Annotated in this window: 16 protein-coding genes; 1 reads left to right on the top strand and 15 read right to left on the bottom strand. The window is 39.4% G+C overall.

What is annotated here, in order from left to right; genetic code table 11:
• Positions 1–422: 422 nt before the first annotated feature.
• The 10 genes from ACXYMX_RS04105 to ACXYMX_RS04060 form a co-directional block, all read right to left on the bottom strand.
• Entirely contained in the window at positions 423–1,355 is a 933-nt protein-coding gene (locus tag ACXYMX_RS04105; protein ID WP_459042969.1) for an ABC transporter permease, read from the bottom strand.
• The gene (locus ACXYMX_RS04100) at positions 1,333–2,256 is read right to left on the bottom strand and encodes an ABC transporter ATP-binding protein (protein WP_459042968.1); all 924 of its coding nucleotides are present in this window, start codon (positions 2,254–2,256) and stop codon (positions 1,333–1,335) included. The genes ACXYMX_RS04105 and ACXYMX_RS04100 overlap by 23 nt, the downstream gene beginning before the upstream one ends.
• A gap of 1 nt (position 2,257) precedes the next feature.
• Positions 2,258–2,956: an ABC transporter ATP-binding protein gene (locus ACXYMX_RS04095; RefSeq protein WP_459042967.1), complete on the bottom strand. Its 699-nt coding sequence runs from the start codon at positions 2,954–2,956 to the stop codon at positions 2,258–2,260.
• On the bottom strand, positions 2,953–3,318 hold the full coding sequence (locus ACXYMX_RS04090) for a GntR family transcriptional regulator (protein ID WP_459042966.1): 366 nt from the start codon (positions 3,316–3,318) through the stop codon (positions 2,953–2,955). Before ACXYMX_RS04090 ends, ACXYMX_RS04095 begins: the two co-directional genes overlap by 4 nt.
• Positions 3,319–3,321: 3 nt before the next feature.
• Positions 3,322–4,104, bottom strand: coding sequence for a hypothetical protein (locus tag ACXYMX_RS04085; RefSeq protein WP_459042965.1), 783 nt, complete (start codon positions 4,102–4,104; stop codon positions 3,322–3,324).
• Positions 4,105–4,228: 124 nt separating this feature from the next.
• Positions 4,229–4,963: a sulfite exporter TauE/SafE family protein gene (locus ACXYMX_RS04080; RefSeq protein WP_459042964.1), complete on the bottom strand. Its 735-nt coding sequence runs from the start codon at positions 4,961–4,963 to the stop codon at positions 4,229–4,231.
• Between the two features lie 119 nt (positions 4,964–5,082).
• A complete protein-coding gene (locus ACXYMX_RS04075; protein ID WP_459042963.1) occupies positions 5,083–6,033 on the bottom strand; it encodes a hypothetical protein in 951 nt (316 codons plus the stop codon).
• Positions 6,034–6,151: 118 nt separating this feature from the next.
• Positions 6,152–6,610, bottom strand: coding sequence for an acyl-CoA thioesterase (locus ACXYMX_RS04070; RefSeq protein WP_459043164.1), 459 nt, complete (start codon positions 6,608–6,610; stop codon positions 6,152–6,154).
• A 76-nt stretch (positions 6,611–6,686) separates the two neighbouring features.
• Positions 6,687–7,613, bottom strand: coding sequence for a dipeptidase (locus tag ACXYMX_RS04065; protein WP_459042962.1), 927 nt, complete (start codon positions 7,611–7,613; stop codon positions 6,687–6,689).
• A gap of 33 nt (positions 7,614–7,646) precedes the next feature.
• Positions 7,647–8,570 carry a S66 peptidase family protein gene (locus tag ACXYMX_RS04060; RefSeq protein ID WP_459042961.1) on the bottom strand — a complete coding sequence of 308 codons (924 nt, stop codon included), beginning with the start codon at positions 8,568–8,570 and terminating at the stop codon, positions 7,647–7,649.
• A 182-nt stretch (positions 8,571–8,752) separates the two neighbouring features.
• Between ACXYMX_RS04060 and ACXYMX_RS04055 the strand changes: the two genes are divergently transcribed.
• Positions 8,753–9,319: a hypothetical protein gene (locus ACXYMX_RS04055; protein ID WP_459042960.1), complete on the top strand. Its 567-nt coding sequence runs from the start codon at positions 8,753–8,755 to the stop codon at positions 9,317–9,319.
• Between the two features lie 46 nt (positions 9,320–9,365).
• Here the strand turns inward: ACXYMX_RS04055 and opp4C are convergent, their stop codons facing one another.
• The 5 genes from opp4C to ACXYMX_RS04030 form a co-directional block, all read right to left on the bottom strand.
• On the bottom strand, positions 9,366–10,283 hold the full coding sequence (gene opp4C, locus ACXYMX_RS04050) for an oligopeptide ABC transporter permease (protein ID WP_459042959.1): 918 nt from the start codon (positions 10,281–10,283) through the stop codon (positions 9,366–9,368).
• A gap of 197 nt (positions 10,284–10,480) precedes the next feature.
• Positions 10,481–11,446 (bottom strand): oligopeptide ABC transporter permease, encoded by a 966-nt coding sequence (gene opp4B, locus ACXYMX_RS04045; protein ID WP_459042958.1) that lies wholly within the window; start codon positions 11,444–11,446, stop codon positions 10,481–10,483.
• Positions 11,447–11,600: 154 nt separating this feature from the next.
• On the bottom strand, positions 11,601–13,343 hold the full coding sequence (gene opp4A / locus ACXYMX_RS04040) for an oligopeptide ABC transporter substrate-binding protein (RefSeq protein WP_459042957.1): 1,743 nt from the start codon (positions 13,341–13,343) through the stop codon (positions 11,601–11,603).
• Positions 13,344–13,379: 36 nt separating this feature from the next.
• Positions 13,380–14,387 (bottom strand): ABC transporter ATP-binding protein, encoded by a 1,008-nt coding sequence (locus ACXYMX_RS04035; RefSeq protein WP_459042956.1) that lies wholly within the window; start codon positions 14,385–14,387, stop codon positions 13,380–13,382.
• Positions 14,384–15,415, bottom strand: coding sequence for an ABC transporter ATP-binding protein (locus ACXYMX_RS04030; RefSeq protein ID WP_459042955.1), 1,032 nt, complete (start codon positions 15,413–15,415; stop codon positions 14,384–14,386). Before ACXYMX_RS04030 ends, ACXYMX_RS04035 begins: the two co-directional genes overlap by 4 nt.
• Positions 15,416–15,679 lie beyond the last annotated feature (264 nt).

Raw genomic sequence — 15,679 nt, 5'->3', positions numbered from 1 at the left:
TTAATTTTGCACTGACGCTTTTGAAGTAAAACCATATGCATCAACGGTTTCCACCTTTGACACAATTTCATTATGCATACACTTCAAAAGTCGATTCAATCATTTATATCGGCACAATCTACACGTTTATCGGCGTTCGCTGAATGGATATCGGCGCGCGAACGATGTTTATCGGCGCTACCCACACACTTATCGGCGAATCACTCCCTTCGACCTGCGTACCAATCACATTGCCCACAACCAAGTTAAGTGGTATAATTGAAATAACATTTATCATGAAAGAGGAGTGAATTCCCCATGTGGTTCCTATACATTATGTTTACACTGTTCGCGTTTGTTATTGTAGGTAACATCGCTGGTCTTGCTAGAACGTTCAGCAATCATAAATAAGTAGACAAAAAGCCCTCCATTGAGGGCTTTTTCTATGCAGTAATGTCCCGCTTGATGAATGTTGTATAACTGATTGCCAAGAACACAATTACATAAGCAACTAAAACGGCAATCGAGAACGGCATTGTATTCGTATCCAACACTTTGTAATCTAGCCCGTATTGAGTCAGATCATGCGCAAAAAGAATGAACTTAGCAACAGCATAATCCTGAAGGAACATCACAATCATCGACCCTGTGAAAAACAAGAAGATCGAAACGCCAATCGCCAGTGCAGACGATCTAAAAACAGAACCAATCATGAAAGCCAACGTTGACATAACCCCAACGTAAACAAATGCAAGAAGCACTAAGTAAGCAGATTCACCTAATACAGCTGTCACTGGAATTTCCACTTCGTTAAATAAAACCGAATTTCCTTCTGCCGCCGGATAAAATATATATGCACTCAATACGCTAAAAACGTATGTAATCGCTGTAAGTGTTAAGCCGAATACTAAAACCGTGATGTATTTAGACGTAAGTATCTTCCACCTATTGACCGGTCGGGATAACAACATTTTAATCGTCCCTTGTGAAAACTCCGATGCAACAATCCCTGCCGAAGCAATAATCATCAGAAGCAATACAAATGACATCGTCCCATATGCACTTAATATCGAGTGCTCACGCGTTGTTGGTTTACTCGCTTCGATACTAAAGTTTATATTTTCTTGAACTTCTTCCTGCCTTTGAATTAATTCAAACTTTCTATCCTCTGTTAAATCTGGTGCATTTAGTTCTCCTTCAACTTGAGTAAGTTCCTCCTGCAATGAATCAGTCCAACCTGAGTTATCATCAAGATTTTCCATTAACTTAGACAGACCCGATAATCCTACAATCAAAACTGCAAGGAGGATAACCATTACCCAAGTTCCTTTTTTACTCCACAACTTCATCCATTCATTTTGTATGAGCTTCAGCAATTTGCCCACCTCCTGTCATTTCTAAAAATTCATCTTCAAGCGTTTTACGATGCGGCTGAACAGCGAATAATTGCTGCTTACGAGCTGTAAATTGCTGAATAAGTGCTGGAATCTGTTCTTTTTCGGCATTGATAATAAATCCATCTTTATACGACTCGACACTGAACCCTTCTTCTTTCAGGAAAACTTCAGTCGCATCGAGAGGAAGTGCTTCAATATAATAATGAGACTCTTGTGTTTCCGACATTTCCCGAATATCAATCAGCTTTCCATTTTGAATGACCGCAATCCGGTCACACATCAACTCGATTTCAGACAGCATATGACTCGATACAAATACGGATACCCCTTCCTTCTCTGCAATATTCCGTAAATGCATCCGAAACTCGCGAATCCCCGCTGGATCCAAACCATTCGTCGGTTCATCGAGAATTAAAAACTTCGGTCGATGAAGAAGTGCTTGAGCAAGGCCAAGTCGTTGACGCATTCCTAGCGAATACGTCGAGACTTTCTCATGAATTCGGTTTTGCATACCAACCTGATTGACTACCTCATCGATCCGCTGCTTTGTTACGCCTTCATGCATGCGCGCAAAGTGAAGCAAGTTTTTATAGCCAGTGAGAAACTTATACATCTCCGGGTTTTCTACAATTACTCCGATTTTTGAAAGCCCCCTTTCAAAATCATCCATAAGCGACACACCATCGATAACTACGTCTCCGCTCGTCGGATTCATCAACCCGACCATCATCCGAATCGTCGTCGTTTTCCCTGCCCCGTTCGGACCAAGAAAACCCATAATTTGTCCCGGATATAACGACAAATTCAAATCATCAATAATCTTCTTTTTGCCAATCGTTTTCGATAAGTTTTTTAATTCTACTACTGGTTTTCCACCCATATTAACGCCCCTCTCTAAACAATGACACCATCCACGATGTCGCGTCTTTCCCGTACATATCTCGAATTTCATCCACAGCTTCGTGCGCAATGATTTGTCCGTCCTTTAGTACTACGATTTCATCGAGCAATGGTTCCACTTCTTTTAACTCATGCGTCGACATCAACACCGTTTGCCGCTCCGTATCCGTATATCGAATAAGCCCTTTCGCAATGTCGTCACGTACCATTGGATCCATTCCCGAGAACGGTTCATCCAACAAATAGTACATCGCTTCACGTCCAAGTGTCGCCGCAATTTTTACCCTTCCTCGGTTTCCTTTGGATAAATTCTTTATTTTCGAATCAAGGGACACATTTAAAAACTGTGCAATTTCCTTCGCTTTAATCAAGTCAAAATCGGTAAACTGCGACTCATAGAAATTGAACAACTGATCCACCGTAAAATACGGATAAAATAAGTCCGCATCTGGCATATAGGCGATATTCGATGCAATTCTACGTGTAACTGAATTCCCACCAAACGAGACAGTACCAGAATCTGGTGTCAGTAATCCCGCAATTAATTTCAAAAGCGTTGTCTTCCCACTGCCATTTTCCCCGACAAGTCCAACTATTTTTCCTTGTGGAAGTGTCAACGTAACGTCAATAATTGCTTGCTGCTTTCCATATTTTTTAGTTATGTTTTTTAACTCAATCATTTTTTCTCACCCCTTCCCTGTAAATGTGAAACCATTTCATCTGTTGTAAAGCCAAGTGCTTCAACACTTTGAATGAATGATGTGACCAATTGCTCTTTCATTTCATTGCGTAGTGCGGAGATCTTTTCAACATCTTCCGTCACAAAAGATCCTTGCCCTCTTTTTGTCTCTGTGATTTCCATTAACTCCAGCTCCTTATAGACGCGCTGCATCGTATTTGCATTGACACCGACTTCAACCGCATAATCACGGACCGACAAGAGCTTTTCACCCGGTTGCAATACGCCTCGGATAATATCCCCTGTAATCCGTTCGATGAGCTGCTGGTAAATTGGTTTGTCTGGAAGAAAGTCTATGCTCATCCTTTACAACCTCACTTTCTTTTCGAATAACGTCGCCGCTGCAATAAACAACAAAATAGAAAACAGAACGTTTACTAGAAGATCACCTGTGTAAATAATAGTTTCATCGATAATAAAAAATGAAAATTCATTTCCAACAGTTGAACCATTTTCAACAGGGCTTCCAATCGGTCCGAAAGACGTTAATTTCTTATAGAATTCAGTCTCTACAATTTTCTCAATGCCTTGTAAGGTAAGGAATACAAAAACGAAAAGCACTGGAATCGATGCTACTTTCAAACGTGGTTTGATGACTAAATAGAGCACCCGTACAAATAAAACCATGCACATCATCATTAGTGAAGCCAAGGTAAGCACAAAAACAAATGTGCCGCCAACTTGTAAAGCCTCACCTAATGTATCCCCCATCTCCCTGAAACTTCTTTCGAATTGACCAAAAATTAAAATAGATGCTAGAAGTAAATGTATAAATCCAATTGCTCCTGCAAATACAACTTTTGAACCGAATAATTTAAAAATAGATGCAGGGGAATGCATCCAGACGTCCGGACGATTCGTCTCTCTTCCTAACGAGATTAGTAGTCCAATAAATGGGGCTACCAAGCTAAATAAAACCCAAGCTGCCATAAGTCCGACTCGTATTTCTCCTGCAGACACTTTTAAAATCATTGCAACAATGTAAGGTAGAATCAGGAAAACAGATACGGCAACTCCTAACGTCCCGTAAAACCAGCCTTTCATCAACACCCACTCTTTTTTCATTAACCCATTCCATTGTTTCATCATTTATTTCCTCCTTCACCACTAGCGTATTAGTTACATAGTACACTATTAAAATGATTTTGCAAAGTTTAATTTTTAAATCCATAAAAAAACACCTCATTCCGTTATTCCGGATTAAGGTGTTTATTCAAAAAATACTATTCAAAATGAGTTGGAGAATCAATGCAACTGTAACGACACGCAACAGGATTTTTACATATTTAGGGTTCAACCTTTCAGCAAGACGGACGCCAATTTGTGCACCGGATAAGGATCCGGCCATCAGTGCAAAAGCGATTGGCCAAATGATCTTCCCCATATAAATAAAGCTAATTGCCGCCCCGAAACCACTTGAAAAAGTAGCAAGACGCACAAAACCTATTGCACGAATGTATGCAATTTGTAAATGACTAAACAAATAAAGTAGTAGCGTTCCTTGACCAGGTCCGAACATACCGTCATAAAGTCCAATTCCCACTAAACCAGGTACCGCAACCTTTGTCGGACGAAGTGTTTCTTGACCAGTAAAATCTGCTTTTGATAAAAATGAAGTAATGAATGCAAAGATTAGAAGAATTACTGCAACGGTATACATCGTACTTTCTGTTAGTCGCGTGGCAATAAAACCACCCGTAAATCCCCCTAAAAGGGATGCAGGAATAATCCAAAAGGACTCTCTAAACGTAATTTGCTTCTTAATGAGAACCGTTAAGAATGTCGAGAACGAGCTTACAGTTGTTGAAATTTTACCAGCACCAATAACGGAATGAATTGGAAGTCCCATCAGGAGCATTGCAGGTACGGTAATCAAACCACCACCACCCGCCAATGTCCCTAGCGTCATCGCAATCATTCCAATGAAATACAACAGTATGTAATCCAAACCGTACACCACCTTCTCACTTAGTATACGGCTCTTTCCTCAATTCGGAAATTCAATTGTTTTTAAGCAATTCAATAAGTAATTCTTATAGGTAATGAATAAGCCCATTTATCGAATCATCACGACTCAATAAGTTCCTTCCGCTGCACATCTAATTGCACAAGGCTATGTCCGACTTCATCACGTTTCCTCGCCAGATCGTCTAGAACACGCCTTACATCTTGCAAGACTCGATTCAACTTGCTTTTTGCCTCCGTAATTCGTGAGTGCACCATCCAATCGGAAAAGATATTGTCAAAAAAGATGTCTGTAAACGCAATGAGATCATTTTTATTCACAGTAAATGATTCACTTGCGACGTTCTGAACGTCCATTAGCTCTGTTTGAAAATGCCTTAAAGCCCGCTGTGCACGATGAACATGGTCGTCAGAACTGTTCATTTCTGAATATTTTAGGGCAGTGACAAATATGCCGCCTCCAAGAAATGTATCCCATATGGACATACCTTCAGCTGAACCGAGTTTATCTAGTGCCGCATCTAACGATCGACTAGCTAACACCCCAGCTTCACGTGCTTCATCTATCTCTCTTAACATCGAGTTCAATATGACTCGTTCATCGGCGATTCTTTGAAGCGTACCATATGCAACTGAGTCGTTTCGGCGAATCCATGTTTCTTTTTCTTTCAAAAAGTCTTCCCATTCTTCGTCAATGTATGTAAATTCAGGGTTTTCCATATGCTCTTTTAGGCGCTTTACTTCAGCTTCAAGGTCAATCGCTTTTTTCTCAGCTTCATTAAACTTAAGCTCTGCTTCTGCTGCCTCTTCAATTTCTTTCCCCATTTTTTCATCCCAGGTTCCTGTCCATTCACTGATTTTATTCATAAAAGAAAATTTCCCAAGCTTAACAACATCTTGTTGCTCTTTTGTCAGTTGTTCGTGAAGATGCTTACTTAGCTTGCGTGCTTCTTGTAGTTGAACCTCTGCACCGTCCAAACGTCGTCTCACGCGATTCCGCTCGGTTCGAAGCATGGTCAATCTCATTTGTCGATCATGCATATCTTCTCTCATTTCAACCACCCCTTTGTTTCTTATACGCTAAAGAACAAAAGAAGTTTCAATTCTTGATACGAATTAAGTTCAACCCACTATTAATCGCATAAATTTGCGGTAGCGGTGGCGAAATAGATTAGTGTTTCATCGCTCTTCGTACTCTCCGATTCTCTCTTCGTGCAGGTGCACTTTCCCACAATCTACGTTCTTCGTCAGTTTCAGGAAAAACACCAACTACAGACGTTGAGTTATTGTCTTCGTCCATAGCAACCATCGTTAAGAACGATTCCGTTGTGAGCTTCTTTTGTCCTGTTAATAAGTTCACCGAATGAACCGAAACAAATACTTCCATTGATGTGCGGCCCGTTGAACAAACAATCGCCTCGAGTTCTAAAACGTCCCCAACATAAGCAGAAGATACAAAGTCGACAGAATCTATTGAGGCTGTGACCACAGCATTGTTGGAGTGTTTCATTGCAGTAATAGCGGCTATTTCATCGATATATGATAAAACACGACCCCCAAAAATTGTGTGCAAGTGATTTGTATCTGGTGGAAGTACAAGCTTAGTTTGAATCGTTAGAGAATGGCTCATTGGTCTATTTTCAATCACATTATAAAACCCCTTTTAATTTTCCTATTTCTTTTAATTAATGTTCCAATTGCTTTTTTTAGTTAGGACGATGATCAAGGAAGTTCTGATAAGCAAACCCCTTAACCTCATCTTCACTGAACTTCTTCAAAAGCTCATTAATAAGATTCGGGTGCATGGATGCGTCTTCTAAACCATTTACTTTTACATCAATGCCGTCGAAATCAGAGCCCAATCCGATTTGTTTAATACCACCAAGTGAGCAAAAGTGATCGATGTGCTCAATTAAATCAGAAATTGCAACTTCCCCTTTTTCTTTTACAAAAGGCGGGTAGTAAACAACGTGAATGAGTCCATTTTTCTCAAACAGCGCTTTTGCCTGCTTATCAGAAAGGTTGCGTACATGATCACAAATCGCTTTGGCATTCGAATGGCTTGCAACAGGATATTTCGCCACGTCCATGACATCCCAAAAGGCCTGTTCACATAAGTGAGACACGTCTGTAAATAGTTTATGATCATTATTGAAGTTCACAATTTCTTTACCGAAGCTGGTAAGACCTGCTCCTCGCATTTCTCCTGCGCCGTCTGCCGCTAAGTTGGCATTATTCCAAGTAAGTCCTACTGAACGAACGCCCAGTGATTGTAAAATGGAAAGCTTTTGAATGTCATTGCCAATCGCGTCGACTCCTTCGAGCGTTAACAATGCACCTATTTCATCCTCTTTTAAACGATCTAAATCAGCCCACTCTTTGATCAGCTTCATAGTGGGGTTATTTGCTAGAACGTCAGTATAAAAATAGTGAATCTGATCTAAAGCTACTTGAAATTTTTCATCTGATTTAATTTCGGGTTCTATGAAGATTGCAAAAGCCTGAACTTTTACATTGCCCTTCACTAATTTTTCATAGTTGGCATCTAACTTAGTGGAATCTTTGAATTTCTCTTGTCCCTTTGATTCGTACAACTTCAGCAAAACATCACAGTGCAAATCAATTATCTGCATGAGTAAGTTAGCTCCTTTCCTTCCATCAATTGCTTACTCAACACCCGGTAACACAGTTAGTGTTTTTTCCGATGTATCCAATCGAGCCTCTACACCGAGAGGTACAGCAAAATGAGGTTGACAGTGACCAATCTTAAAGCCACTCAATGCAGGCTTATTCAAATTTCCAAAGTAATGCTGAATCACTTCATCTAATGTAAAAGAAAGTTCTGGGTTTTTAGGTTCAGATTCAGCAAAATCACCTATAACAAATCCAGCGGCATCATCTAACTTACCCGATAACTTCAACTGATTGAACATCCCATCCAATTGATAAGGTTCTTCCCTAACATCTTCTATTAAAAGCAATTTGCCTTTTGTGTCAATTTCATACTTCGTCCCGATTCCACTGACCATCAGTGATAGATTCCCACCAACCAATTCTCCCGTTGCATTACCTTCACTTACAACCGTTAACGGTGAAATCTCCTCAGTATAATGAAGTTCCATCGGTTCAAAAAGTTGTTGGAACATCTTTTTTGAAAGACTTTGGAACCCAGAAGCCCCAACATCTGAAGCAAGCATCGGCCCATGGAATGTTACAAGATTGGAATAGTTTCCAAGTGCCGTATGCAAATAAGTGATATCACTATAGCCCCAAAATATTTTCGGGTTTTCCTTCATCAGCTGAAAATCAATTTTCGAGGTGAATCTAGCCGAACCATAGCCACCCCTACCGCAAATAATCCCTTTAACAGTGTCATCTTCAAACATTTCATGAAAATCCTGTAAACGCTCCTCATCCGTTCCGGCAAGATACCCGTTTACTTTGTCAACATGCTTCCCCATTTTATAATTCAAGCCAAGTTCATCTAGAAATAAAAGAGATTTCTTAAAATTTTCCATATCCAAAGAACTCGATGGTGCAATAATTCCAATCGTATCTCCAACTACTAATCGTTTAGGTCTGATTCTCATTTAATTAACCCCTTTTCCTTTTTCAAATAAATCATAAATACGTATATCTTCATAATACCCCTATCGAACAATAAATTGGAAAAAAACCACTCAAATACTTTTGGTATAACTGAATCCTTTACAGTTCCTATACGTAAATATAGAATCGTTTCGTTACAGATTTACTTTAGGAGGATATTGTCTTGTATGATTTTGTAGACCAACGTAAAGTAGTTAACCTATCTATTGCTATTATATTGTTCATCATGGCCTTTATAACACCCGCAGCCATTATTTATCCGATAAAGAGTGGGTACATAACTAAAGATGCCATCGAGATTGGAACGACTTCCTGGGCTCTTTTAACAGGGGGTCTTGGAATTACCGCATTGGCTTTTATTTTTATTGCATTTGCCGTTTTGGAAAATAAGAAAACAAAAGTTTTTCTTGCGCTCACGCTTGGTATCCTTGCAGTTCTCGGTATTTCTTTTTCCGCAAAAGATTATTATTACATAACACCTAATTATTTTGCTTCAAACGGTCCATTCACTTTTGAAACAAAGGTTTATGAGTGGGATGAGTTTGAACTCGTAGAAGAGCAATTGAGCAAAGTAGATGGAACAACATTTGTTGAAAACGTCAACTTACAAATGAAAAATGGTGATCAGGTAAATTTGTCAGGCAATACAATGCAACGAATGAGTAGAACGATTATTTCAAAAGTAACTGACGCTGGTGGTCAATACATTCGAACCCCGGTGAAACCTTAAAAAAAGCCGATCTCCTTTTAGTTAAAGGAAGATCGACTTTTTCGTATTAGCGACTTGATTTAGGGTTAAAGGCATCTTTCAATCCTTCACCGATAAAGTTAATCGATAAAATTGTTAATGTAATTGCCAGTGCAGGAGGCATCCAAATCCAAGGCTTTCCTTGTAAAACGTCGGGTTCATTTGCGAATGACAGCATATTCCCCCAACTTGGCGTTGCTACAGGCACCCCGAAACCTAAATAACTTAGGCCGGATTCAGCAATAATTAAGCCTGCAAATAGTAACGTAGCTTGTACAATAATCGTTGATAATACGTTTGGAAGTAAATGCTTTATGATTACTTTCGTTGGTGAACAACCAATCGAAATTGCAGCAAGAATATACTCATTTTCTCTTTCTGCGAGAATTTTACTGCGCACAATCCTTGCAACTCCGCCCCAACTTAGTAGACCAATAACTCCAATCAATACCCATAATCCATTTACTTTCCCGTGAAGAATCGTATTCAATGTGATAACGAAAATGAGAAACGGGAAGGTTAAGACAAAGTCTGTAAACCTCATGAGGAGTCCATCCACAAATCCACCAAAGAAGCCGGCGACGGACCCTACAAGTGTCCCTAACAAGATAACGATAAGCGTTGAACTAAAACCAATTAGTAGTGAAATACGTCCACCGTATAAAAGCCTCGTCAAAATATCCCGTCCGCTTTTATCCGTCCCAAGAAGATGCTCACTATTCGGTTCGATACTCATTTTACTAATATTCACTTTTGTAATATCAGGTATCGGCGATATATGAGGAGCCAATACGGAAGCTAAAAGTGAAAAGACAATTACAATTATTAAAAATGCCAAACTAATCATTGCCAATTTATTTTTCAAAAACTTTTTTCTAGCCAATCCCCAAGGAGACAAACTCTTAACGGGTGGTTTTTTCTCCATTGTTGTTGTTCCTGTCGTCATTTTGGTTCCTCCTTTACTTCAATTACGCCTCGGCGTAATTGCGTCCAAATTTTGAATTGGGGCCTACCGGAAGTAGGTCATGTAGTCATTGCGACAGGATGTCGCGAACTTTGACTGCCTTCCTTTGACTCCCTTCAAAATTTGTGACATACACCGTAGGTTTAAGTTAAATAAGCAGGGAGTTTTTCACGGCTTATTTAACTTAAGCGGATTCGTGGATCAACCACACCGTATAGTATATCTGCCAATAAGTTCCCAACAAGAACTAAGAATGAAAGCATCATTGTAATTGCCATCATCGTAGGGAAGTCATTACTTACAACAGAATCTAGGAACAAAAGACCGATTCCTGGATATGTAAAAATCTTCTCCGTGATGATTGCTCCTCCTAGTAATGCCGCAATATCGAATCCTAAAAATGTGACTAAAGGAATAATTGAGTTTCGTAAAATATGCACGTTGTAAACTCTGGACATCGGCGTTCCTTTTGCACGAGCAGTTCGTACATAATCTTTACGGGAGTTTTCAATTAAGTCATTCCGTAAAAATTGCGTATAGGATGCCGTACTGAATATTCCTAGAACAATTGCAGGCATAATAACATGATGCAAGCGACTCAAATAATATTCCAATGTACCTTTCGTTGCTTCAATATCAACGGAACCAGCAAAAGGTATTAAGTTTAACTTAAATGAAAAGAAGTAAATAGCAAACACACCGGCTACAAATGAAGGTATCGCAAGTCCCGTATAGTTAAATCCAGCAATTAGATTATCACCGAGTGAATACGGTTTCCTTCCGGCATACATCCCCATGAAAAATGCCAAGACATAAGTAATAATAAGCGAGACAACCGCAAGAAGTATTGTATTTGGTATCTTTTGAGCAATTAGTGTGGATACATCTATTTTATGGCGACTCGATTTTCCAAAATCACCTTGAACGAATTTAGAAATCCAATTGTAATATTGAACATGTACCGGGTCATAATAACCCGTTTTTTGGCGCATCTCTTCAATGTACTCAGGACTTGTGTTTTGAGGATCGATTTCACCACTAAAAGCATCCCCCGGCATCGCCTTTCCGAGTCCGAATACGACGATTGAAATAAAAAACAACATAGGAATCATTCCAAGAAAACGACGTGCGATCAGTTTAATCATATTTGTACTCTCCTTATCTAGCTCACTCTTAGCTACTTTTCTTAAACACGGCAAGTTGTATTTAGAATTTGAAATACACCTTACCGTGTATAAGAAATCATTCTAAAAAAAATCAGTGATAGACAGACATTGCTGCCTATCACTGTCAACTTACTTATTTTGCGTTCAAGTACCATTCTGCTGGGTTGTTCATACCTGAAACGTCAATTTTAAATCCGCCAACGTTTTCGTTAACACCAACGATTTCCTGTAACTCCGTAATGAAGAGCATTGGAAGTTCTTCGTTGATTAACTGTTGCCATTCAACATAGATCGCTTTACGTGCATCTTTGTCATCACCAAGTGAAGCAACATCTAGAGCTGCTTCAAGAAGCTTGTCTGACTCAGGATTGTTGTAACGTGGGTAGTTCCAAAGTACGTCTGACTTCCAAAGACCTGATGGATCCGGATCTGCTCCAGTACCCCAACCGCCGTAGAATGTTTCCATACCTGGATCATCGTTTTCAATCATATCGTAGTACAAGTTAACTTCTGTCATATCAACTACAGCATCTAGTCCAACTTCTTGCCAATACTGAGCAAGTGCTTGTGAACGTGCTTCAAATGTAGGGTTTCCTGTAGAGTAGTGAGCAAATTTAATAACAAACTTCTCACCATTTGGATCTTCACGCATGCCGTCGCCATCAACATCAACGTAGCCAGCATCGTCAAGAATTTGTTTTGCTTTTTCTGGGTCATATGCATATGTGTTCAAGTCGCTATCATCCGCTGAAATCCAGTGTGATGAAGGAACTGGTTTGTTTACTGGTGTACCATAACCGAAGAAGAATGCGTCAACCCATTCTTGACGGTTAAGTGCATACATCATCGCTTGACGAAGATTTTTATCTGAATACTTTTCTTTTGCTTCAACAATTTCAAGTTTTTCATTATCAAATACACCTAGTTTAAATCCTACGTAGTAATAAGCTAGACCTGGTGCAGTTACAATTTCAACGTTCGTCGCTTCTTTTTCAACGTCAGGTGCAGAAACAGGTTGAAGTTCCATCAAGTGGATATCACTGTTTTTAAGTGCGCCTACCGTTGACGTATTGTCGATTACACGAATAATAATTTTGTCTAGTAATACATCGCCGTTCCAGTAATCTTCGTTACGAACTAATTCTACTGACTCGCCTGGTACAATGTTAGCCACTTTAAATGGTCCTACACCGATTGGGTTTGTACGAACAACTGCAGATGCCGCCATGTCAGCAACTTCAATGCCTTCATATGCTTTTTCTGGTAGTGGGTACGCCCAAATATTTGTTAAGTTGTTCAAACGTGGCTCGTCAAAAGTCACTTTAATTTCATAATCACTTACAACTTCAAGTCCTGAGATGCTGTCTGCTTCACCATTACGGTAAGCTTCTGCTCCTTCAATTGTTGAAACGTTTGTGTAACGTGAACTCTCTGATGCTTTGTTTGCAATTGTTTCAAGTGCGAACACCCAGTCATTAACTGTTAGTTCCTCACCATTGTGCCATTTTACGCCTTCTTTAAATGTAAATGTATAGTGTTGGAAATCTTCTGTTTCCCAATCAGCTAAATTTGGCTGTGGTTCTAGTCCTTCATCATATGTGATTAGGGCTTCGTCGAAAAAGTCCAATACCTGAGCATCTGTCTGGATATTGTAAAATGCAGAACTGAAAATTCCACCTGGCTCAGCGTCGATACCATAAACTAATGTACCGCCTTTAACTGGCCCTTCTTCTTTTGCTTCATCATCTGTTGTTACATCTTCTTTTGGCGTATCTTCTTTCTTGTCTTCTTCTTTCTTGTCATTCCCACAAGCTGCAAGGAACACAGAAAGAACCAACATCATTGCCAAAAGTAAAAATAATGGTTTTTTCTTCATTTTTTCTTACCCCCTAAATATTTTTTACATCTTTGATCAATACAGTACACACGCTACAAAATGTCCCGGTCTCACCTCCTTTAGTGGTGGCTTTTCCTGCGAACAAATTTCTGTCGCTACAGGGCAGCGCGTATGGAACGGGCAGCCTGATGGCGGATTCGCTGGACTCGGTACATCGCCCTCTAATACGATGCGCTCTTTTCTAAGTGCTGGATTCGGTTCAGGAATCGCAGAAATGAGAGCTTGCGTATAGGGGTGCAGCGGTTCTTGATAAAGATCTTTATTTGAAGCAACCTCGACAAGATTGCCCAAATACATTACTCCAATTCGGTCACTCATATGCTTAACGACGCTAAGATCATGCGCGATGAATAAATAAGTTAAACCGAATTCCTTCTGAAGGCTTTTCAGAAGATTTAATACTTGGGATTGCACCGATACATCCAGTGCAGATACAGGTTCATCAGCTACAATAAGTTTTGGATTCAAAGCAAGCGTTCGGGCAATTCCTATCCGCTGGCGCTGACCTCCAGAAAACTCATGTGCATATTTATAATAAGCTTCCTCAGGAAGACCTACCTTCAATAGTAAAGACTTTACAAATTGCTCCAACTCTTTTTTATCTCTTTTTTCATAATTTAAAATTGGTTCAGCTACTATATTTCCAACCATTTGCATTGGATTTAAAGATGCATATGGATCTTGGAATATCATTTGGAAATCTCGTCGGGCTTGTTGTAGTTTGGAACCACTTAAGTTCGTTATGTCTTTCCCGTCAAAGATAATTTTACCGTCTGTTGGCTTCATGAGGCGCAGGATTGTTCGACCTGTAGTCGATTTACCGCATCCTGACTCTCCAACTAACCCCATTGTTTCTCCTTTTTTAATCGCAAAAGTTATATCATCTACTGCCTTTACATTACCCACAACACGTTTAAAAAATCCGCCGTGAATCGGATAATAGGTTTTTAAATTATGGACTTCAAGCAAGTTCTCATTATTTACTACTTCTACTGTATTTTCAGTCAATTCTTTCGATGTCATTGCGCACCCACTCTTTCTCCCTCAGGCCAGCTCTCTTTATGCAAAAGACAAGCCACTTCATGCCCTTCAACAACTTCGCTAAGTTGTGGAGTAATTGTTAAACATTCAGGCATTGCCATCGGACAACGGTTAGCGAATCTACAGCCAACTGTAGGCATGTCCTTAATTGATGGAACAAGGCCTTCGATTGTCGCAAGCTCTTCTACCACTTCATCCATTCTTGGAATAGCTTTCATAAGTAGCTGTGTATAAGGATGTTTAGGCGATTCGAACAACTCATTCACCTTCGCCCGTTCTGCGATTTTCCCCGCGTACATAACGATTACTTCATCACAAATTTCAGCAACCACTCCCAAATCATGAGTTATTAAAATGATTGACATGTCATTCACTTGTTGAATCCCTTTTAAGAGTTCAATGATTTGAGCCTGAACCGTAACATCTAAAGCTGTTGTTGGTTCATCTGCAATCAAAAGTTTTGGTTGGCAAGCAATGGCAATAGCAATCATCACACGCTGTCTCATACCACCTGATAATTGGTGTGGATATTCGTCTACCACTTTATCAGGACGCGATATACCGACGCTATTTAGCAATTCGATAGATTTTGTACGCGCTTCCTTTTTCGATATTTTTTGATGGTTCAACAAGATTTCGTCAATCTGAAAACCAATTGTGAACACAGGGTTCAGGGATGTCATTGGCTCTTGAAAAATCATAGAAATGTCTTTACCACGTAATTTATTCATTTCTTTCTCTTTCAAATGCGAAATGTCTTTACCTTCAAATTTTACTTCTCCACCTCGAATTTTTCCAATTCCAAGGGGCAATAGTTGCATAATTGAGAGGGACATTACACTTTTCCCACAACCTGATTCACCAACAATCCCGACAATTTGGTTGCGATCCACTTTAAATGATACGTTTTCAACTGCATTGTAATATTCACCATCAATTTTAAAACCTGTTTGAAGGTTATTAACTTCAAGCATTGGCGTATCTTTCTTTTTAGTTGAACTAGTCATCATTCGAACACCTCGAAATATAATTTTTCTGTCAATTTACGTTAAAAGTTGTTTCGTTCATTTTCTTAATAAAAACCCGAATTTATGTATTAGCATACAATTAGCAATACTCATTAATTATCTAAGGATAGTAATTTTAAACAGAAACGTATTCGCATCATTCAATATACTATATATCCAAGAATAAGACCAATCCTTTTTAAAGAAACTACGTTTGAACTAATTCTGATTTCAAGATGACTAGATGTGAGGATTGTAATGACGGTA

It is taken from the genome of Sporosarcina sp. CAU 1771 (assembly GCF_054482775.1).
This window is presented reverse-complemented; position numbering and strand designations above follow the sequence as displayed.